11 protein-coding genes and 1 pseudogene are annotated in these 19,865 nt (G+C 54.9%); 3 read left to right on the forward strand and 9 right to left on the reverse strand.

Annotated features, from left to right (window positions below; all coding sequences use genetic code 11):
• Nucleotides 1-66: 66 nt before the first annotated feature.
• Nucleotides 67-927 (reverse strand): DNA/RNA non-specific endonuclease, encoded by an 861-nt coding sequence (locus AB4N44_RS02915; RefSeq protein ID WP_460110310.1) that lies wholly within the window; start codon nucleotides 925-927, stop codon nucleotides 67-69.
• A gap of 225 nt (nucleotides 928-1,152) precedes the next feature.
• Here AB4N44_RS02915 and AB4N44_RS02920 point away from each other — a divergent pair, with 225 nt between their 5' ends.
• Nucleotides 1,153-3,045, forward strand: coding sequence for a patatin-like phospholipase family protein (locus tag AB4N44_RS02920; protein WP_460110308.1), 1,893 nt, complete (start codon nucleotides 1,153-1,155; stop codon nucleotides 3,043-3,045).
• Between the two features lie 141 nt (nucleotides 3,046-3,186).
• Here AB4N44_RS02920 and AB4N44_RS02925 read toward each other — a convergent pair whose 3' ends face one another.
• From AB4N44_RS02925 to AB4N44_RS02960, 8 genes and pseudogenes are all read right to left on the reverse strand, one after another.
• A complete protein-coding gene (locus AB4N44_RS02925; protein WP_460110307.1) occupies nucleotides 3,187-3,441 on the reverse strand; it encodes an Imm32 family immunity protein in 255 nt (84 codons plus the stop codon).
• Nucleotides 3,438-7,991, reverse strand: coding sequence for an RHS repeat-associated core domain-containing protein (locus tag AB4N44_RS02930; protein ID WP_460110306.1), 4,554 nt, complete (start codon nucleotides 7,989-7,991; stop codon nucleotides 3,438-3,440). Before AB4N44_RS02930 ends, AB4N44_RS02925 begins: the two co-directional genes overlap by 4 nt.
• A 118-nt stretch (nucleotides 7,992-8,109) precedes the next feature.
• Nucleotides 8,110-8,373: a PAAR domain-containing protein gene (locus tag AB4N44_RS02935; protein ID WP_130902052.1), complete on the reverse strand. Its 264-nt coding sequence runs from the start codon at nucleotides 8,371-8,373 to the stop codon at nucleotides 8,110-8,112.
• 85 nt (nucleotides 8,374-8,458) lie between these two features.
• On the reverse strand, nucleotides 8,459-8,824 hold the full coding sequence (locus AB4N44_RS02940) for an immunity protein Imm33 domain-containing protein (RefSeq protein WP_224794567.1): 366 nt from the start codon (nucleotides 8,822-8,824) through the stop codon (nucleotides 8,459-8,461).
• Nucleotides 8,825-8,987: 163 nt separating this feature from the next.
• Nucleotides 8,988-9,470 carry a DUF4265 domain-containing protein gene (locus AB4N44_RS02945; RefSeq protein ID WP_110718478.1) on the reverse strand — a complete coding sequence of 161 codons (483 nt, stop codon included), beginning with the start codon at nucleotides 9,468-9,470 and terminating at the stop codon, nucleotides 8,988-8,990.
• Nucleotides 9,460-14,144: pseudogene (locus tag AB4N44_RS02950) on the reverse strand (RHS repeat-associated core domain-containing protein). Before AB4N44_RS02950 ends, AB4N44_RS02945 begins: the two are co-directional and overlap by 11 nt.
• Nucleotides 14,141-17,047 (reverse strand): type VI secretion system Vgr family protein, encoded by a 2,907-nt coding sequence (locus AB4N44_RS02955; RefSeq protein WP_150774161.1) that lies wholly within the window; start codon nucleotides 17,045-17,047, stop codon nucleotides 14,141-14,143. The pseudogene AB4N44_RS02950 and the gene AB4N44_RS02955 overlap by 4 nt, the downstream one beginning before the upstream one ends.
• Nucleotides 17,048-17,174: 127 nt before the next feature.
• Nucleotides 17,175-17,690 carry an Hcp family type VI secretion system effector gene (locus AB4N44_RS02960; RefSeq protein ID WP_007918282.1) on the reverse strand — a complete coding sequence of 172 codons (516 nt, stop codon included), beginning with the start codon at nucleotides 17,688-17,690 and terminating at the stop codon, nucleotides 17,175-17,177.
• 461 nt (nucleotides 17,691-18,151) lie between these two features.
• On the opposite strand from AB4N44_RS02960, the gene AB4N44_RS02965 reads away from it, so the two are divergent.
• Nucleotides 18,152-18,577, forward strand: coding sequence for a LexA family protein (locus AB4N44_RS02965; protein ID WP_110718481.1), 426 nt, complete (start codon nucleotides 18,152-18,154; stop codon nucleotides 18,575-18,577).
• Nucleotides 18,570-19,847, forward strand: coding sequence for a translesion error-prone DNA polymerase V subunit UmuC (gene umuC, locus AB4N44_RS02970; protein WP_150776175.1), 1,278 nt, complete (start codon nucleotides 18,570-18,572; stop codon nucleotides 19,845-19,847). Before AB4N44_RS02965 ends, umuC begins: the two co-directional genes overlap by 8 nt.
• Nucleotides 19,848-19,865 lie beyond the last annotated feature (18 nt).

Consider the following 19,865-nt stretch of genomic DNA (forward strand, 5'->3'; position numbering starts at 1 on the left):
GGTTGGCTCGGCCCGGAGCAGTGTGGATCGAAGATCCACACCTTTCCTTTATCAGTTCGTGACTCTCTACCTGGCGGAAGTCTGCTGAGAGACTTCACAACCTATTCTTGATGGCAGAAGCCCTCTCTTCACCTTCAAATCCGCCTGTACATCTGAAGGCAATCTGCTCCACAGATTCAATCCGGATCGCATCTCGACCTCCTTAACGGTGGCCTGGTAATCACAAAAATTGGCCGTACGCGGAGTGCCCTGGTCCATGATGAAGGCGGCGTAGAAACCGGTAGCAGGCGTACTACCAATGAAGATCACCTTCCAGTAACCACTTGGAATTATGTGTGCCTTCGTGGTGCCAGGCAGCGAACCAATCGCTCGTTCATAAAGCGGGCCGGTGGCCACGAAAACCGCATCAACATCCACGGCTTTGCTGAGATTGCGTTCCTGGTCCTCAAGCCGAGCCCACGCGCCCTGATTGAGATCCGCCTTCTGCGGAGTGATGTTCGTCAGGTAATTGAGCGCCTGCCAATCAGACGTCCCGCCCAAGGATGCCAAGTTCGCCTGATGCCCGCGATCGATCTTCAAAGCAGCGCTGGCCCCGTTATAGTCGCTGGGGGTGAGTGTTTCACTTGAGGGTACGTCTGGATCGGTCTTCCAATTACGAGGTCGCCCACTGGCGGGTGTTGTTTTCGTAATCTTGTAAGCCACCCAGTTCGCGAACTTGGTGGTTCCGTTGTTGTTCAGGGTATACGCCTGACGATACAAGGTCCTCTCGCTACCGCCCGTTGGACACCCCACCAAGCAGTTGTCAGTCGCATCACCCGACGACGGCTTGAGTCGCTCAGATGTAGTGGCAGTATCTAGCATCCGCGGTGCTGTGCAGGCACCTATCAACGGGATGAGGAGCAGTGAGAGCAGTCTTACTTTTAGCATTCCTTGCACTTGGTTGGCCTTTCAAAAGGCGGCAAGTCTAAGGTCGTTCTTACGTACGACAAAGCGTCATTTCCGAATATGTTTTTCAAGAAATGGCCGGGGATTTGTCCCCCACCAATCCCTCCTGATCAAGCCAACGTGTATGTGACTACTCGCAGCTATACTTCAACTGCTGCGCCACCCGATCGCGGCACTTACCCAGGATCTGAGATCATGACAAGGACTGTGGCCACTTTCGCCGGGCATTTTCTAGTGCTTGGCCTCGTCGGTGTACTTGCTAACTGCAGCTCCATTCCCGAGAAGTGGGACGAAGGTCGAAAGGGACAAGCTCCAGACGTCAAACCTCTGCGTCCGCTGGCGCAGATCACGGCAAAAACCTTAAGTGCTGACTACGCGACCGAACCTCAGTCCGGCGCCCCAATCGCCGTGGGACTTTCCCTCTCTGGAGGTGGAACGCGCGCAGCGATGTTTGCGCATGGCGTTCTCCAGGGATTGAATGACAGCGGTGTTCTCGCCCAACTCGACGCCATGTCCACCGTTTCGGGAGGAAGCTATACCGCGCTGTGGTATTACACCCAACGCTTAGAGGCGCGAAGAGCAGGCACGTCATACAGCGACATGTTCAACGATTGCGTCCCACTGTGGTGGCAGGAGCCACCCACCGCCGGCGAAGACAGCTTCAAGACTAAGCAGCAAATACGAAAAGCATTGGAGCTCGCAGGCCAGGGCACCGATGGATTCAAGACCATGGAGCAATGCACGCAGAATAGGCACTTTCGGGAAGGCGACCCATACAGACGCCAGGTTCACCTCTCGCGTTGGCCGGACGTATTCAGATATTCAGAGACTATTCCTACTGGCAATGCTCAAGGCGCCCCGTGGTGGGAAACGATCCGCCTAGCGATCACCAGTGTAGGCGAAGTCTTCTTCTCACCTCTCATCAAAACCGGGGACGTCCCTTCTGCCTACCAGTACGGTATCGAACGAGCTTGGGCGCTAAACCCCAACCCCCGAACCAGCCCTTATCAGGACTTCAGCTACACGAACGATACCGGCAAACCGCAAACATCAGGCTGGCATCTGGACCCCACCAAAGCCACATGGCAGCAACTGAGGGTACTGTACGAGGACAAATCAACAGGCAAGATTCCCCTGTGGATTTTGAATGCCAGCAATGCCCCACGGGGTGCTGGCACTGACCAAAGTCGGATCTTCGAAATCACACCCTTTGGTCAAGGTTCAGAGCTCACCGGATACCTGCGCGGTGGGGTGCCCAGCATTGCTGATCTCGGCACCTCAGTTCGCGCCTCGGCCGCAGCGCTGGATGCACAAGGTGCTGGTGAGAAGTACGCGCAATCCCTCTCACCACGCAACTTCATGTTTCCATTAGCCGAATGGGGCGAGACGGTAAAGAACCCGTTTCAAGATTCGCCGAAACGCTTCCACCTCAGCGATGGTGGTCACTCAGAGAACCTGGGGGTCTACAGCTTGCTGCGTCGGGGAGCACGCGACGTGATCGTGGTAGATGCTGCTGCCGATGTTGAAGGACGCATGGCGGATCTCTGCGCTCTGCGCAGCATGCTGGCGAAAGAAAAAGTCACCTTGAAGTTCTCAAGTGAACTGACGCAACTCGACACAGTGTGCGAGGGTGCGATTGGCAATCCACACTCAAAATTACTGGGGTACAACACATCTGCCTGGTTGAATCCCGTGGTGCCCGGACAAGTCATCTGGCCGCCGGAGAGCGGCCTACCACCGAGCCGCATTTGGCTGATTAAACTGGGTTGGGACCAGCAGGCAGTAAGACGTGCATTCAATGACAAAAAATGCGAAACACTTGAATATCCGGTTAGTTGTATCGTGACTGCTTACTATGGCCACAACACCAATACGATACGGCCGAAGGATCAGTATCTGTTTTTCCCTCAACTGACCACTCCAGGGGCAGGTTTCAGCAGCAGTTCCTATATGTTTTGGGCGTACCGGGAGTTGGGAAGAACCGCGGCATCTGCCTTGAAACTGCAACCCGATGGCACGCTAGCTTTGCAGCCGCGAATCACACTCAAGCCCCAGCGAGCGGATTGTGTTCGTCCAGATTTGCGTCCTGATCCTTGTTGAGGAGGGAAGGCTTCTGGCCTCCCACCTCTGGGATGCAGATTGTAAACGTGTGCCATAACTCGACTTATAATCACCAAATTTTGTATAGAGCAGAAACACTTTTCTTCCACCCTATACTTTATTTAAAAGCCACTCCAAGCATTAAATGATTTTCACGATTTTGCCATTCAATGCTATAAAATCAACGTTATTTTCATAATCGAAATCATCAATAATATCTTGAAGATGCATGTGCTCCAACCCGTTATCTGACATTTCTTCTGATGCCCTGATCAAGAATCTACCAATTTCCATCAAAGTTTCAGGGTCAGCCAAGATAGATATTTCATCCAGTTTTATTTCTTGGTCACTATTCACAGCAGTGCCGTGAACTGTAAATTTGGCAAGCTTTTTCATAGATTGAATCCTTGTTCTCGAAGATAATCTTTTTCTTTCCGCGTAAGCTCCGAAACGCTCCCCCTGGTTCCATGGCTCTGTGATCCGTCCTTGTTGACCACTACTTCAGCACGCCTCGCTTTGCACTGACAATGAGCGTGTACTTGCTGGTTGGTATTTTCCACATGAGGAGGGTCTATGCGGATGCGACCATTTCCGACCTGCTCCCAACGACCAGACTTAGCAAGCCCAAACGGGTCGATCCATCCAGTCGGGTTCGGAGCATATTCGTAGAGATGTATTCCTCCTGCGTAGCCAATGGGATCTTGGCAGATAAAGCGACCTATCGTAGGGTCATAGTAGCGATGTCTGTTGTAGTGCAGCCCCGTCTCATGATCATGGTACTGCCCTTGGAATCGGATAGGGTTAGCAATACCCTGCTGCTTCGCCCATTGCGACCGCTCCTCCCGTATCTCACCCCAAGCCTTGTACTGAGCACTCCACACCACATCACCGTTCTGATCGGTCAACTCCTGAGGCGTGCCCAAGTGATCGCATTGATACCAAGTCAATACATCAATAGGGGGCGACACTGCGGAATGATTCCAGAGCGGATCATCCTCCAGGCTGTAATCCTCGTCGTATTCAGGCAGCCCCAACAGATTAATGGAATGATTCGTCATCGCCTGAGCGACAGGAATGAACGTTCCGGGCTCAAACACGTAGTGAATGGTGCGCCCCGCCTCCCCATCTTGCTGAGCAGCACGACTTTCCCAAGCCAGGTTATCGCCATCCCAACCGTACAGCGTAAAACCACAGCCATGGTCCCGCTGCAAACGTGCGTGTTCTGCACTATTCCAGAGTGAGCCGGCTGCCGGCCGCTGCTTGTAGTGGACCTTCGAGTTTTTGAATAGACGCCGCCCAAGGGCGTCGTAGGCAAACTCCACCGAAAGCCTGGCGTCCTCGAAATGCACCAGTCGATCGAACAGATCCCAACGCATCTGGCTGTATGCACCATCGCGCCAACGCTTGATTTGGTTACCACGCTCATCGTATTCGTAGTGAGTCCCTGCATACTCGCGCAGCAGGTTATCGACCAACTTACTGCGCGGGGGAGTCAACTCCAAAGGCCGCCGACTCTCTGCAGCCTTCTCATCGAGCAGGTTACCCGCCGGGTCAAAGTCGAAGGTTTCAACACCCAAACGACTCACTGCGCTTAGCAGCCTGTTCACCGGATCATAGCGATAGGACAACTGGCCACGGCGCGTATCGTTGATTTCGTTTAGCTGGCCTGCGGCGTCATAGGCGTACTCCCGCTTAAGCAAAACCGACTTGTCATCACTACGCCCCAACAGTTGTTCTTGCAGGCGCCCGGCCGGGTCCCACTTCTGCGTCTGCAAAAGACGATTGCCTTGATGCCGAGCCACTTCGCGATGCATGTCGTCACGCTCATAGCCCAGCAACTCATGCTCGTTCAGGCGCAACGCCAAGAGATGACCGCTGCCGTAGGTCAACCAACTGACCCGATGACCGTCAGGACGAATCGTGGCCACGCGTTGGTTAAGCACGTCGTATTCATGCTGCCACACAGCAACCAGTGGTTTCTCCAAACCAAGGTAATGCTGATGCTCGCGCACCATATTGCCGGCAAGGTCATGGAACCACTGCACTCGGCTGTCTGCGTTACTGGCAAGAATCATGTTGCCCCTGCCGTCATAGGCGTAACGCTCCGCTTGAGACTGATCGCCAAGCGAAGCAAGACGCTCCGTTACACGGCCCATCTCGTCGTACGCTACCGTCACAATGCGGTCACCGGTAGCGACCTTTGAAAGGCGTCCAGAAGCGATGTCGTACTGGTAGCGAGTCAGGCGCCCGTCAAAGCCTGTTTCTGTCAACAAGCGTCCTACTGGGTCGTAGAGAAATTGCGCCGAGCGCTCGTTCTGGTTCTCCAGCGCTTGCAAACGTCCCAGCCGATCCCACCGATACCGCAAAGTCTGTTCCGCAGCATCCACTCGTTCTTCAACGAAGCCCGCCGCCGTGTAGCTCCAGGTCGTGCAGCGATCCAACCCATCGACATGAGCCAGAAGCCTACCCTCAGCATCGCGCTCAAAACGCTCCTCTGTTTTGTCCGGGTGCCTGATAAGCGCTACCTGCCCAGCCTTGTATTCGTACTCGGTGCTCTGCCCTGCTGCATCCGTTGCACAGATCATCAAGCCGCGATCGTCATATTCCCACGCACTGGTCTTGCCCGAGCAATCCACATATTTGAGTAATTGACCCGCGTCGTTGTATTCGAGGGTCTTCTCATTGCCATTGGCATCCTTGATGGCAATCGGCAGACCTTTTTTGTCATAGGCGTATTCAGTCTTGTTGCCGAGCGGATCGACCGTTTCAACGAGGTTGCCAGCATCGTCATAGGCGCGCAGCCAGAGCCCGCCTTCTGCGTCCATGATTTTGATCAATTGATCATGGTCGTCATAGGCAAAGTGCACCACGCTATTGTCAGCGCGAATATGCTCAAGCCGATTGCCGCGCTCGTCGTAGCTATAGCGATCAGTGGCCCCATCCGGATGCACATGCCGGACTACGTTTTTCGCCTCATCTCGGAACAACCACTCCGACAAGCCATCGGCGTGTCGAATCCGATACGTGTAGCCCAGGCTGTCGTAGTAGTGCCACGTTTCGTTGCCGTGAGCATCCGTGACGTACGTCAGACGAATGTTCTCGTCCCATTCCAAACGGGTGTCGAAACTGCCGTCATCAGCCCATTCGCGCACAGCTTTGGCATCAGCGCCTGTGCCATCCCATTGCAGATTCATGCCGCGCCCGGTCCGGTCGCTGTAGCGAGTAATCAGGTGATACTCATACTGATACGACCAAGCCGCACCGTTCTCATCCTGGGCGAGAACCAGGTCGCTCTGTGCATCGTATTCATAAGCACATAGCTGACGCTGTGGGACGCCATCACAGATCTCCCACAGCCCAATCAACCTGCCATAGCCATCAACCATGGTGCCGATGTGGCGGTGAACCTTGGTGATGTCATGTTCCTGATAGGTGATCAGGTCCGACAAGACCGGCACATCGCCGTGACGATGCTCATGATGCAACATGATTCCGGCGCCATTGCGTAACTCGACACTGACCAGCACGTAACTGCGCCCATGACGGCTGTAGGTTTCCTTGCGCTCGAAACCACGGCATAGGAGTAACTGACCCTCGCTAACGTGCAGCAGGGTAATGTTCTCTATCGCGTCGTAATGGAATTGGCCGATCTTGGGTAGCGGATAGGTATGACTTCGACCGTCTGCATCGTGGAACACCAGGCCCTCGTCCTGCTCATCGATGCGGGTCGTAAACGATGTGATCCAGCGCGCTCCCAAGATGCCCGCATCATAGGCGACAAGGTCTGAGCAATACGTGCGTGTCCAATCAATGGGAAATGCGCCGGGAAGGCTGAAATCCGAGTGATCAAACGTCTCTGTACCCATGGCAAAGTTGATGCGCTTACAGGTCGCAGGACACACTTCGTTTTTCTCGTCATTAGGGCGCGACTTCGGCTTTGATTCACCCCGGCTGACTTCAACCTTGCCGTCGCTAGCAACGCGTCGGGACTGACTGGTCATGCCTGGTTTGACGTTGCCGCCCTGCCCGTGCGCATTGCGCATACGCCACGCTGCAACGGCGCTGGCCAGCACTACCAACAGCGCACCAATCGAGCTTTGAACGGCCGGGTCACTCAACTTGTTCAACTGCGTACGCAACTCAGGTCCCATCGCGCGCAGCGATTTCGTATGAACAAGAACTTTCTTCTTCGCTTGCTCAGGCAGGAGATGCTCAGCCGCACTGTTGGCAACACCTTTGCCGGCCGCGGTGTAAACGTTCGCCGCGGCGCCAAAAATGTTGCTGATTGCGCTCATCGGATCATGGAGCAACTGGCTGCTGGCAGCACTTGCCATCTGCTGTGCGGCTTTCAAATTACCTTTGGCGTCGAGTTGTCCGTTTACAACTCTCTCCAAGCCGACGGCAATTTCGTTGAGAATTTTCTCGCCCAGTTCTCCTGCATCACTGAGCAACTCTTTGAGTTTGGCTTGTGCCTGCTTAACGAAATCATCGATCACGCCCACGATGTCAGCGTTCAGATGACCAACCACCACGTTGATCAACGCATCACCCAAGACCAGCTTTCCGACCTTGGCGACTTCCTGTCGAACAAGGAACAGCGTCGGTCGCAAGCTCATGCGCGCGGCGGCCATGTTCGGCGGCATGGGCAAAACACCGATCAGGTTGATCCCCAAGCTGACCCAATTGAGAGGGTCTTGTCTCGGACTGTTGGAAAGCGTTACGACATCATTCAGCGCATCGACCAATGCCATGATGTTGCCGACAACAGGTAGAGCCCCTGCCACCGTTTTAATGCGCTCCAAGGTGACAAGATCACCACTGATCTCTCGCAACCAGGCATCGAATTGAGCCGCACTGCGCCCGACGTCTTCGACCATGATCAAATTCAGGGGAACAACGGCGACTTGGGGTTCACGTTTGGTTGCGACAGCGGTATTGGTCGTCATGGGAGCGTCTTCAGCGAGCAGGCTTGGAAATTCGGAATGTCACGAGGCCTATCGCCTTTGAGGAGCCGACAGAAAGTCGCCTCTCGTTAGCAATTGAGCCCGGGTCTAGTTAGATGGATCAGCTGATCACTGCGCCCTTCGGACCGCTCGCAATGAGCGCAGCTCCGCAAGCGGTTTTCATGCCGTCCAGAGCGATGGGCGTGCCATCAACGGTGTAGGTGCTGCTGCCTTCAGCAATAGGGAAAACCCCCTTGCAAAGTGGACAGCTCACCTTGTGACCGACACCTGCAATGGGCTTGCCGTTGAGGTCGGTTCGAGAGAATGCTTCGAGCACTTTGCCACCGTGAGTGGTGGAGTCGCCCAAGCGGATTACATCTTTCATGGTGTCACTCCTTTGACTAAATCTTGGTTACATGTCGGCCGTCGAACAATGAAATCAGGTTGGCCATCGCTGAACCTCTTAACACTTACTCGGCTTTCCAAACATCTTCATACCCTGAGTCATCGATGATGAATTTGGCCCCGACCGGTAGGCATAAATAATTCAACACTTGGGGCAACGTTTCGATGACATGGCTGATGTGAACCGGTTTATAGAAGTCGTCTGCTTCCAAGTATTCACCGCAATGTATGAACCAGCTGACATTGGATCCCTCGGGTATCTGCACTCGAGTGCCGTAGATCGGTGATTGACCTACTGACTCTGTGGCCAAGGCCACGATCGGTTCAGGCATCTGCGCAGGCATACCGAACTTATCGCAGACCTCTTTCTGAGAGGCGCTGGGAAAAATCGCATCAACCTTCGGCATTTTGACCCACGATTTCTCACTCATGACTTGAATATCCGAGATAGCACACCATGCCCAACGCTGATCGACCATGCACCTACCGACTTCACACATTGGTTCGCGAGTTCATGGTCGATCGAGTACCGTTGACTGAAAGCTCACCTTCCCAAGCGTTGATCACAGCCGACCAAAACTCCCCTCAAACCAGTCAGCTCTGCAGCCACCAATTCAGAAGCGTTTCATCATCTTCGTCATCAATATTTTTATAGATATTGGCGTAATACCATTCGAGTCCTGTTTTCTTGCGAAACCGATCAAAAAACTCATTGATGTTGTCCATGCCGTTGCTTGAAGGCACAGCCAACGAGAGATTGCCTTCGAAGACGCCATCAAGCGTTCCACCCAACTCACGGCCAACATCAGTTTCGAGTTGTGCAATGACCTCCTCGGGAATGTAGTCAGCGTAGATATGAATACAAAAATTCCCTCCGCGCTTCAGGACTTCGGCGTGGGTGTTTTTGTTCTTGATCGAGATGACGTCACCTCGAGCCAAATTCAACGCAAGACCAGGTGAAGACAGCAGCTCATAAGTATCCGACCCCATCGCAATAGCAGGGAGTTCCTCGAATACAGGGCTATCGTCATTTGACACAAACACCTGAATCAGAACAGGCAATTCTTTATCGTCCATATGGCGCTCCACAACTTCCACGTTCGACACACGACATGCCTTCTTTCACATAACCGCTATTTCCCGCACTCAGGTTACACGATGCGCCCTCAAGATCTACGTTGACATCAGCCAGGTTGCCGCCATTTGAGGTGGCCACATTTTTATGCCCCAAGTGCATGTCATCAGGATTATTAGAGGTATGCCCACACCGCCAGCACTTGTAAACGCCCACCGGCTTACTTTTATCGATGAGTTTTTTGCGACATGCCGCCTGCCCTTTTCGACTGCCTCCGCCGACTTTACTCGCAGCAATATCTTGAGGCGAGGCTCCAGCGCCGTCTTTCAGCGCGCGCTTAGATGGCGGTTTCTTCACCAATCCTAAAGGGTCTACCCATTGGATTGGGTTGGGCGCGTATTGATGAAGGTTTATGCCCCCCATCAGACCTATCGGGTCCTTTGAAATGAAGCGACCTACCTGGGGGTCGTAGTACCTGTATCGGTTGTAGTGCAAGCCTGTTTCGTGATCGTGGTACTGACCTTGGAAACGAATTGGATTGCTCAGCCCCTGCTGTACTGCTGAGGCTGATGTATGTTCTTTAACCTGGCCCCAAGCCTTGTACTGGGCGCTCCAGGCGACCTGACCATCCTGATCGGTTAGCTCTAACGGTGTGCCTAAATGGTCACACTGATACCAGGCCAAGACATCAACCGGCTGTGCTTTAGGGACGTGACTCCAAAGCGGATCATCTTCGAGACTCTCGCCACCGACATATTCAGGCTGATTTAACAGATCAATCGAGGCGTGCCTGATCGCTTGAGCCACCGGAACAAACGTGCCGGGTTCATAAACGTAATGGACTGTGCGCCCAGTCCCCCCATCGCCTGGCGCAGGACTGCTTTCCCAAGAGAGATTATCTCCGTCCCACCCGTACAAAGTCAGGCCACAGCCAAGCAAACGCTGAACACGCCCCTGCTCATTTTTATTCCAGTGGGAACCTGCTTCAGGACGATTTGTATAATGGGCGGTTGAATGCTTATACAGCCGGCGACCCAAGGCGTCGTAGGCATATTTGACCGAGAGACGATCATCCTCGAAATGAACCAACCTATCGAACAGGTCCCATTGCAATCGACTGCGTTTACCATTGTGCCAACGCAGCGTCTGATTGCCACGATCGTCGTACTCGTAATGGGTGCCGACATATTCACGTAGAAGATTGTCTACCAACCGGCTACGTATTGGGGCCTGATCAAGAGGCCGGCGTACTTCTGTCACCTTTTCATCGAGCAGGTTACTGGCAGGATCGAAAGCGAATTTTTCAACCCCGAGCCGGCTTGCTGCACTGATCAGCCGTCCTACCGGATCGTAACGATAGGTCAGCGGTCCGCGACGCGTGTCGTTTAGCTCGGTCAACTGGCCGACCGCATCGTATTTGTATTCGCGCTTCAGCAAAGTGGAGTTGTCATCACTTCGGCTTAGCAATTGCTCCTGCAGGCGACCTGCCGGGTCCCACTTTTGAGTCTGGCGCAGCCGATTGCCTTGATGACGAACGACCTCACGATGTAAATCATCTCGTTCATAACCGACCAATTCGTGATCATCCAGTTTTAACGCAAGCAAATGCCCACTGCCGTACGTCAACCAGCTCACCCGGTGACCATCCGGGCGGGTCGTAGCGACACACTGGTTGAGGGGGTCGTACTCATGCCTCCAGATTGCTACGAGCGGTGCATCCAGACTCTGATAATGCTGATGCTCTTTGATCAGATTACCGGCCAAATCATAGAACCACAGCAATCGGCTTTGGTCATTCGTGGCCAAAACCATGTTGCCGTTACCGTCATACGCAAAGGATTCACTCTGAGACATATTGCCCAAGCTCGCATGGCGTTCGACAAGCCGTCCCATGGGGTCAAACGACATCGAAATGACGCGCTCACCGCTGATGGCTCTCGCCAAACGTCCGCTTTCAGAATCGTACTGATAGCGCGTAACAACGCCATCGAATCCTTTTTCCTCAAGCAACCTTCCGACGGGATCATAGTGAAATTGGGTGCGCTGCTCGTTTTCGTTTTCCAGCGCGATAAGATGGCCTAGACGATCCCAACGGTAACGAAGCGTTTGCTCGCAGGCGTCTACGCGCTCTGCAACCAACCCGGCAGCGTTATAGCTCCATGTCGTGCAGCGATCCAGACCGTCAATATGAGCAAGCAGACGCCCTTCGGCATCACGCTCGAATCGCTCCTCGGTTTTATCTGGATGCGTAATCAAGGCGATATGTCCAGCCTTGTACTCATACTCGGTGCTTTGTCCTGCTGCATCGGTAAAACACATCATCTGACCGCGATCGTTGTATTCCCATTCGCTGGTCTTGCCAGAGCAATCGGTATATTTCAGAAGCTGACCAGCATCGTTGTACTCAAGCGCTTTCTCGTTGCCGATTGCATCCTTGATAGCGATCAACTGACCTGCTTTGTCGTAGGCATACTCCGTCTTGTTTCCAAGAGGATCGCCCGACTCCACCAAATTGCCGGCATCATCGTAAGCTCGCTGCCACTGCCCGCCTTCTGCATCACTAACCTTGATCAGTTGATTAAGATCATCGTAGGCGTAGTGAGCGACACTGCCGTCGGGACTGATGTGTTCGAGCAAATTACCGCGCTCGTCATAGCTGTATCGATCGGAGGTACCGTCTGTATGAACGTGACGAATGATGTTTTTCGCGTCATCGCGAAAGAACCACTCTGAACGTTCATCGGCATACCGAATCCGGTAGGTGTAACCCTTGATGTCGTAGTAATGCCAAGTCTCATTGCCATGGGCATCAGTGACGTATGTCAGACGGATGTTTTCGTCCCATTCCAGGCGAGTATCGAAGCTGCCGTCATCCGCCCACTCGCGCACAGCCTTGGCGTGCGACGTGTGGCCATCCCACTCCAGATTCAAACCTCGGCCGGTGCGATCGGTATATCGAGTCAATAAGTGATGCTGATACTGATAACTCCAGGCAGCACCGTTTTCATCCTGTGCCTGGATCAGATCGCCGTGGATGTTGTATTGGTAATTACACAATTGCCGTACGGGCGCGCCGTCACGGATCTCCCAAAGACCGGCCAACCGTCCTTGATCATCAAGCAGGGTTCCAACGTGCAAGTGGACCTGCGTGATATCCCCTTGATAGGTGATCAGGTCAGACAATACCAAGGCATCCCCGTGCCGATGCTCGTAGTGCAGCATCAGCCCCGCACCACTGCGCATTTTGACATCCGTCAGCCAGAAGGAACGACCACGACGGACATAGGTTTCTTTGCGCTCAAAACCGAAGCAAACGAGCAGTTGATCCTCACCGGATCGAACCAGCGTGAGATTTTCAACGGCGTCATAGTGAAAGAGGCCTACCTTGGGCAAAGGGAAATCGATGCCACGACCGTCGGCTCCAAAAAAACCAGCCCATCGCCCTTGCAGTCGAATCGGGTGGTGAACTCTGTCACCCACCGAGCGCCCAGTTCGCCCTTGTCAAAAGCATCGAACCGGGAGCTGTAGGTACGTACCCATTCAATAGGAAATGGACCTGGCAGGCTGAAATCGGTATGGCTTAGCGACTCGGAGCCCAACGCAAAGCTAATACTGTTGCAAGTACCCGCGCATGCACCATTTTTCTGGCCATTGGCGTTGGCATTCGCAGGAGCCTGACGGCTGCTGGCTTCGAGCCGCCCTTCACCTGCTTTGTTCTGCGCCTTACTGGTGGCGTTGGGTTTAACGCTAGCGCTCTGTCCATGCCCACGACGCTTGCGCCACGTCACCACAGCACCACTGAGCATTTGCAACAACCAACCGATGGAGTGGCGCGTTCCCGGGTCACCCAACTTACTCAGTTGGGTTTTGATCTCCGGCCCCATGGCTCTCAATGTGCCGGTGTGCGTCATCACCAGTTTTTTAGCCTGGTCCGGCAGAAGATTCCTCGCCGCGCTGTTGGCAACTCCTTTACCTACGGCTTTGTAGGCACTGAATGCAGCCCCAAAGATATTGCTGATCGCCGCCTTGGGGTCGCTGAGGAGCTGATTGCCCGCCGCCGTGATCTTCTGTCCCGCCGCGCGCGCATCGCCTTTTGAATCGAGCTTGCCATTTACAACGGCCTCGAGACCCTTTGCGATTTCGGTGACTGCACTCTCGCCGAGTTTTCCAGCATCGGCGAGAATGCCCGAGAGCTTGCCTTGAGCCTGTTTCACGAAGTCATCGATCGTGCCGACAATGGTGGCGTTCAAGTGCCCGACCAGCACTTCGATCATTGAATCGCCCAACAGCATCTTGGCGCTATTACGCAATTCCTGACGTACCAAAAACAAGGTCGGACGCAAACTCATACGAGCAGCAGCCATGGTAGGAGGGGCTGGCAAAACACCGATCAGGTTGATCCCCAGGCTGACCCAATCAAGCAACTCCCGCTGCTTGCTTTTGGTAAGCGTGACGATGTCGCCAAGCGCGTCGACTAGCGCCATGATGTTGCCTACAACCGGCAATGATCCGGCGACCCCTTTGATTCGATCGAGCGTGACCACATCACCGCTGATGGATCGCAACCAAGCATCAAAGCGAGCAGCACCACGACCTACGTCCTGCACGTCCAGCGTGTTGAGCGGAACGACGGCTACCTGCGGCTCGCGCTTCTTGGCAACGGCAGCTTCAGTCATGACAGCACCTCTCCATTCAACAGGCCAGGTGCTTTGAGCGAAGGTTTCGGCAAGGATGGGGCCGGCAGGCTTGGCAGCTTGCCCGCCTTGCTTGCTGCACCAAGGATGCTCGATGCACTAGGCATTGCCGCACTCGCCAGTTTTGGCAGGCCAGCCACTCCGCCCTGTACAGCACCTTTGACCTGTTGCGCCGTTTGCATTGCACCTTGTGCCGTCTGAACAGCACTCATCCCTGTCTGAGCCATATCCTTGCCCTTCTCCAGCACATCCCAACTCTTGCTCGGCAACACTTGAGCAACCATTGCTTGCACTTGGCTTGGAGCTTCGTCCGCACCCGGCGGATTCAACGGCCACTCCGGCTTGCCGATGTAACTGCCATCGCTCCAGGTGTCCGCCGGATCCTTGCCAAACAGCACGCGCGCAGGCCCGGGTGCGGCGCCGGCGACACTGGCGAAACCCTTGCCGTCGAGCTTGCCTTTGATGCTTTTGCCCAGCGCATCGATGACTTCGTAATCGCCCTCTTTGATGCCCTGACGCCCGGCGTACTGGTTGAACAATTCCAGATTGCCCTTGCCCGGTTTCGGTGGTTCCGGGAATACCCCGGCCAAAGATTTCGCCCCGGTGTAGGCGAAGTTCGCCGCGTGCGCGGTGTATGGGCCGCTGGTGGCGTGGGTGATGCCGCCGGCGTTGTAGGTCGTCGCGCTGCCGCCGCCCTGAATCACCAGTTCAGTTTTCGCGGTGATGGTGATGCGGTCGGCGTTGGCGGTAATGTTGAGTTTGGCCAGCAGGTTGATACTGTCCTTCAGAGCGCGCACATCGATGTCGCCGGAGGCTGCCACCAGTCGCCAACCCATACTTTGCACGAACAGGCGCATGCCACGACTGGCACTGGCCAGCAGGCGTTTGCCGATCGACAGACTGGTGTGCCCGGTGCTGCTCAGTGCCAAGTGTTCGCCAGTGGCGATGTGGCTGGAACGCGGCGTGGTCAGGGCAATGCCGGCCGGGCTGGCGAGGACCAGATGCGGTTCGGTGAACTCGGGGAACTCGTTGGCGGAGAGGTTCGCCGGACCACTGCCGAGCACGCCTTGATGCTGAGCGTGCAGCGCCTTAGCCACGTCGTCCTGATCGCCGGCTTCCTGAGCTTGCAACTCTTTGGCCTGCACCGCAAAACCGTCTTGCTGATCGCTGGCCGTCGCTAGGCGCTCGGCGGTTTCCGGCAAGTCCTTGTGGTGTTTGGATTCGTTCGGCCGCGGCTCGGTGGTGATGAGCAGACCGGCACCGGCACGCACGGCACCGTGGCGGTCGGTTCTTAGCTCAAAACCTTCGCCACGCGGCTGACCACCGCTCGGACGCGGATGGGTCAGGTACCCGAGGTTGATCGCGCTCGCGCCGTGGTCACTGCGCAGCGCAATGCTGATCTCGCTGGTGGTGTCGTCGATGCGCAGTTCGTTGGCGCGGCTGCCCTTGTATTCCTTGCTCTTGACCGTGGCCAGGGTCTTGAAGTCCGGCAGTTTGTACGGCGGCAGATTCGCGCCGTGGTACAGGCAACCGGTGATCAGCGGCTGATCGGGATCGCCTTCCAAGAAGGTGATCAACACCTCCATGCCGACCCGCGGAATGTTGATCGAACCAAAGGTTTCCGCGGCCCAGCTCGACGCCACGCGCATCCAGCAACTGGTCATGTCGTCGTGTTTGCCTTCGCGGTCCCAGAAGAACTGCACCTTCACCCGGCCGTACTGGTCGCAGTAGATCTCTTCACCTTCAGGGCCGCAGACCACCGCGCTCTGGGTGCCGAGGACTTTCGGTTTCGGGTGGTCGAGCGGCGGACGGTACGGCACATCCCACGGGATCGCGCTGAAGCGGTTGCGATAGCCCTGGTGGAAATCGTCCTTGTTGTCGCTGGTGTCGCTGGTCACCGACTCTTCCAGCACCTGCGGTTGCTTGCCTTCGTGGAAGATTTCGGTGAGCAGCCACAGGTCATTCCACGTCGGGTTGGCGTGGTCGGTCAGGGCGAGGAAATGCCCGCTGACCAGAATCGGCTGATCGCTATTACCCTCGGCCAGACGGTAGTCGCTGCGATGGCGTTCCAGCGCGCGATTGGCCAAGTGTTTGCCACGCTCGCGATCGACGAAACGGCCCGGGTAATCGTAGTCTTCGAGGTCTGGCTGAGCCGAACTCTTGGCGTCGCTTTCCAGCTCGATCTTCGGTTTGACGAAGTCGTAATCGCGGCGCGTGGTGCGGCTGGTGCGGGTGGCCAGACGCAGGCCGAAGCGCTTGACCACCGGTTTGTCGGCGACCAGCCCGGAATCCTGCTGATAGGCCACTGGCGCCAGTTTCGGGAACACCGTCTGGTCATCGCCGAAGGTCAGCTTGTGGCCGCTGGACGTGTGCTGGAAGTGGTAGTGAATCCCCTCCTCCTCGCACAGGCGCTGGATGAAATCCAGGTCAGACTCATCGTACTGCACGCAGTAGATGCGCTCGGGGTAGATCGCGCTGAGCTGGAAGTGGTAATCGCTGGCGAGGATGCCGTGTTCTTCCAGGACCTGACTGATGATCTGCTGCACGGTCATCTGCTGGAAGATGCGCTGATTGACCCGATGCGCGAGGTACGCCAGTTGCGGGCGCAAGGAGATTTTGTAACGGGTCAGGCGCTTGCCCGCCTCGCCCTGGGCGATGCTGTAGACCAGCCCGTGGATCCCCGTGCCAGTTGGCGACAGCTGAAGAAACGCCAGTTTGTGCAGCACGCTTTCGAGGTTGATCGAAGCCTTTTCGCTGACCAGTTCCAGCTCGAATTCGAATGGCGTGTTGAGTGCCTCACGACCGGTAAACGACAGCACCTGGAAATCGCTGTCGACTCCATCGACGGTCAGATTGAAATGAGGCTGGTTGGCCGGTGAGAACATTCCCTTGTCCCTCGCGCAGTGCTGCGACGCGCAATAGCCCGTTAAAGGGCAATTGTCGAAAATTCTTTAGAAGTGAGTCCGCCCCGACCGGCCATGCCGGCTGGGGCGGTACAACCATCAGCCGTAATTAAACGACTGGAGCACGCCAGTCATCGGAACCCGAAGTACCGGATACTTCGTGGGTCCAGGTGATTTTACGGTAGGTGAACTGCACTTCTTCCAGGTGGGTGAAGTGCGAGTTGCCTGGATCCTGGCAGTTGTGCATTTTGTTGTTAATGGCGACGATGATCGCGTCTTCCAGTTTGGTGGTGTAGTAGTGCTCTTGGGTGCCTTGAGCAGAAGTACGGTACCACTGGATAACGATTTCGCTCATGCGCTCGCCGGAGGTCAGAGCAGCTTGCAGCAGAGGCGAAGCCTTGTCGTAGACCTTGGTGATCACAACTGGCTTGTGAACGCGCTGACCGGTTGGCTGACCGGATTGTGGGTCACGCGGGATGATCACGTCGTGGGTGAAAGCCTGAACCATAACCTGGTCTTCGTGGCCTTCCTGGTAGGTGTTGCCTACGGAGTCAGCGGTGAAAGCGCCTGCAGTGATCAGGCCTTGTTTTTCGCCGGTAACCGACATGTACGCTGGTGTTGCCATGGGGATGCTCTCCTTGCTCAAAATGACGTACCCGGCGGGCACCATTGCCCACCAGAGTGGCTATGAGCCATCAAAATACGTGCCAACTTCAATTTAAGCCTTATAAAACAAGGCTTTCAGTGAATCGACCTCGATCTTTTAGCCATCGAGCCAAGGAAAATTTGAAAGAAGTGCGCAACTTCTTGCGCAGTGGTGTGCAAGAAGTTGCGCACTCGGCTGTAGCCCTTTAAATACATGGGCTTCAAAGGATTTAACAGTCGAAAATCGAGCAGGCACTGCGCAACTTCTTGCGCACTCCAAAAAATGGAAGATTTCAAAACCCAATCACCCAAGTGTTGGTAATAATGCGGATCCCCGCTCACCATCGCTCTTCCGGCTGTCAGATTTTTCCTGGTTCAAATTGACCAAAATGCCTCAAACCCGTTAACTGTATATTCGTACAGTATCGGAAGTCGTGCGTCATGAGCTTTTCAGTCCTAGGCCCCATCGCCGTGGGCGGTCGAAAACTGCCCCTTTGTCTCTCGAGTGTTCCTGCGGGATTTCCTTCGCCCGCAGCAGATCACATCGAAGCCCACATCTCGTTGGACGAGGTCCTGAACATCCGCGCACCGCATGTTTATCTTGTCTCTATTTCTGGAGACAGCATGCAGGGTGCAGGTATTTTTGAGGGCGACCTCGCGATTGTGGATCGCTCTATTGAACCTGTTCACGGGAATATCGTGGTTGCCCTGTTGAACAACGATCCCGTGTGCAAACGACTGTGTCTGCGCGGCAAGGAAATCATCTTGCTGTCTGAAAACCCGAAATTCCCCCCACGCTACGTCCTTGAAAGCGATGAGTTGACCATTTGGGGAGTCATTACCGGCAGCGTACGCAGCCATGTCTAACACCCCGCCTGTATTTGCCCTCATCGACTGCAACAGCTTTTACGCTAGCTGTGAGCGTGTATTCCGTCCGGATTTGGCGAAAGTACCGATCGTGGTTTTGTCCAACAACGATGGTTGCGTGATCGCTCGATCGGCCGACGCTAAGCCTTTTGTGAAAATGGGTGAGCCGTACTTTCAAATCAAAGCGAAGCTTAGTCAGCACGGTATTGTCCCCTTCTCGTCCAACTATGCGCTCTATGGCGATATGAGCGAACGGGTCATGACCGTTATTGAGTCTTTGGTGCCCGCTGTGGAGGTTTACAGCATTGATGAAGCGTTCGCAGACCTCACCGGCATTACGAATCTTGATGGACTCGGCCGTCAGATCCGTAGCCAAGTTCTGCGCTCAACCGGTATTCCCGTTGGCGTCGGTATCGCCCACACGAAAACCCTGTCCAAGCTGGCTAATCACACGGCCAAACGATTGCAGGCACAAACGGGTGGCGTCGTGAACATTTGTGATTCCACCAAGCGGGATTGGGTACTGCGCAATACCGATGTATCGGAAGTATGGGGTGTCGGTCGACGAATGAAGCTTCACCTGGATGCGATGGGCATCAAAACCGCCATGGATCTCGCCAAAGCCGATCCTTGGACGTTGCGCAAAAACTTCAGCGTAGTGATTGAGAAAACTGCCCGTGAATTGGCGGGTACACCCTGCTTGGAACTCGATGAACCGGATCCACCTAAACAGGAGATTTGCTGCAGTCGAATGTTCGGACAACGACTGAAAGAGCTTCCACCGATTAAGGAAGCCGTCGCCACCTACACGCAAAGAGCTGCAGAAAAACTGAGGGCTCAGCAGTCACTGTGCAAAAAAATTCGAGTCAGCATTCGCACAGGCATGTTCAATCCAGAGGAGGCCAAATACGCAAATGGGGTTGTGGTGGATTTGCCCTACCCCACAGACGATGTGAGATTGTTGACGAAAGCGGCTGTTGACGCACTTGATCATCTGTTCCGCCCTGGCTTCAACTACAGCAAGGCTGAGGTCCTCTTGCTCAACCTCTGTCAGCCGGGTGAGTACACCGATGACCTTTTCGCTGTATCTCAACATGCGGACGCTACCAAGGTCATGAACGTCCTTGATCAGATCAATCAACGCTGGGGCAGAGGAACACTTCGAACGGCAAGCGTTCCAGCCAATCCGGCCTGGGCAATGCGCAGGGAAATGATGAGTCAGAGCTACACAACACGACTCGATCAGTTATGGAGAGTCTCGTGCCACTAGACCAAAGGCATGTATGGG

The sequence above is a fragment of the Pseudomonas sp. S3_C06 genome (genome assembly GCF_054667675.1).

Coding starts and splice junctions, on each gene's coding strand:
- AB4N44_RS02930 (WP_460110306.1), bottom strand. CDS start 7,991: ATGACGACCAATACCGCTGTCGCAACCAAACGTGAACCCCAAGTCGCC.
- umuC (WP_150776175.1), top strand. CDS start 18,570: ATGTCTAACACCCCGCCTGTATTTGCCCTCATCGACTGCAACAGCTTT.
- AB4N44_RS02940 (WP_224794567.1), bottom strand. CDS start 8,824: ATGAGTGAGAAATCGTGGGTCAAAATGCCGAAGGTTGATGCGATTTTT.
- AB4N44_RS02935 (WP_130902052.1), bottom strand. CDS start 8,373: ATGAAAGATGTAATCCGCTTGGGCGACTCCACCACTCACGGTGGCAAA.
- AB4N44_RS02965 (WP_110718481.1), top strand. CDS start 18,152: ATGAGCTTTTCAGTCCTAGGCCCCATCGCCGTGGGCGGTCGAAAACTG.
- AB4N44_RS02915 (WP_460110310.1), bottom strand. CDS start 927: ATGCTAAAAGTAAGACTGCTCTCACTGCTCCTCATCCCGTTGATAGGT.
- AB4N44_RS02955 (WP_150774161.1), bottom strand. CDS start 17,047: ATGTTCTCACCGGCCAACCAGCCTCATTTCAATCTGACCGTCGATGGA.
- AB4N44_RS02925 (WP_460110307.1), bottom strand. CDS start 3,441: ATGAAAAAGCTTGCCAAATTTACAGTTCACGGCACTGCTGTGAATAGT.
- AB4N44_RS02960 (WP_007918282.1), bottom strand. CDS start 17,690: ATGGCAACACCAGCGTACATGTCGGTTACCGGCGAAAAACAAGGCCTG.
- AB4N44_RS02945 (WP_110718478.1), bottom strand. CDS start 9,470: ATGGACGATAAAGAATTGCCTGTTCTGATTCAGGTGTTTGTGTCAAAT.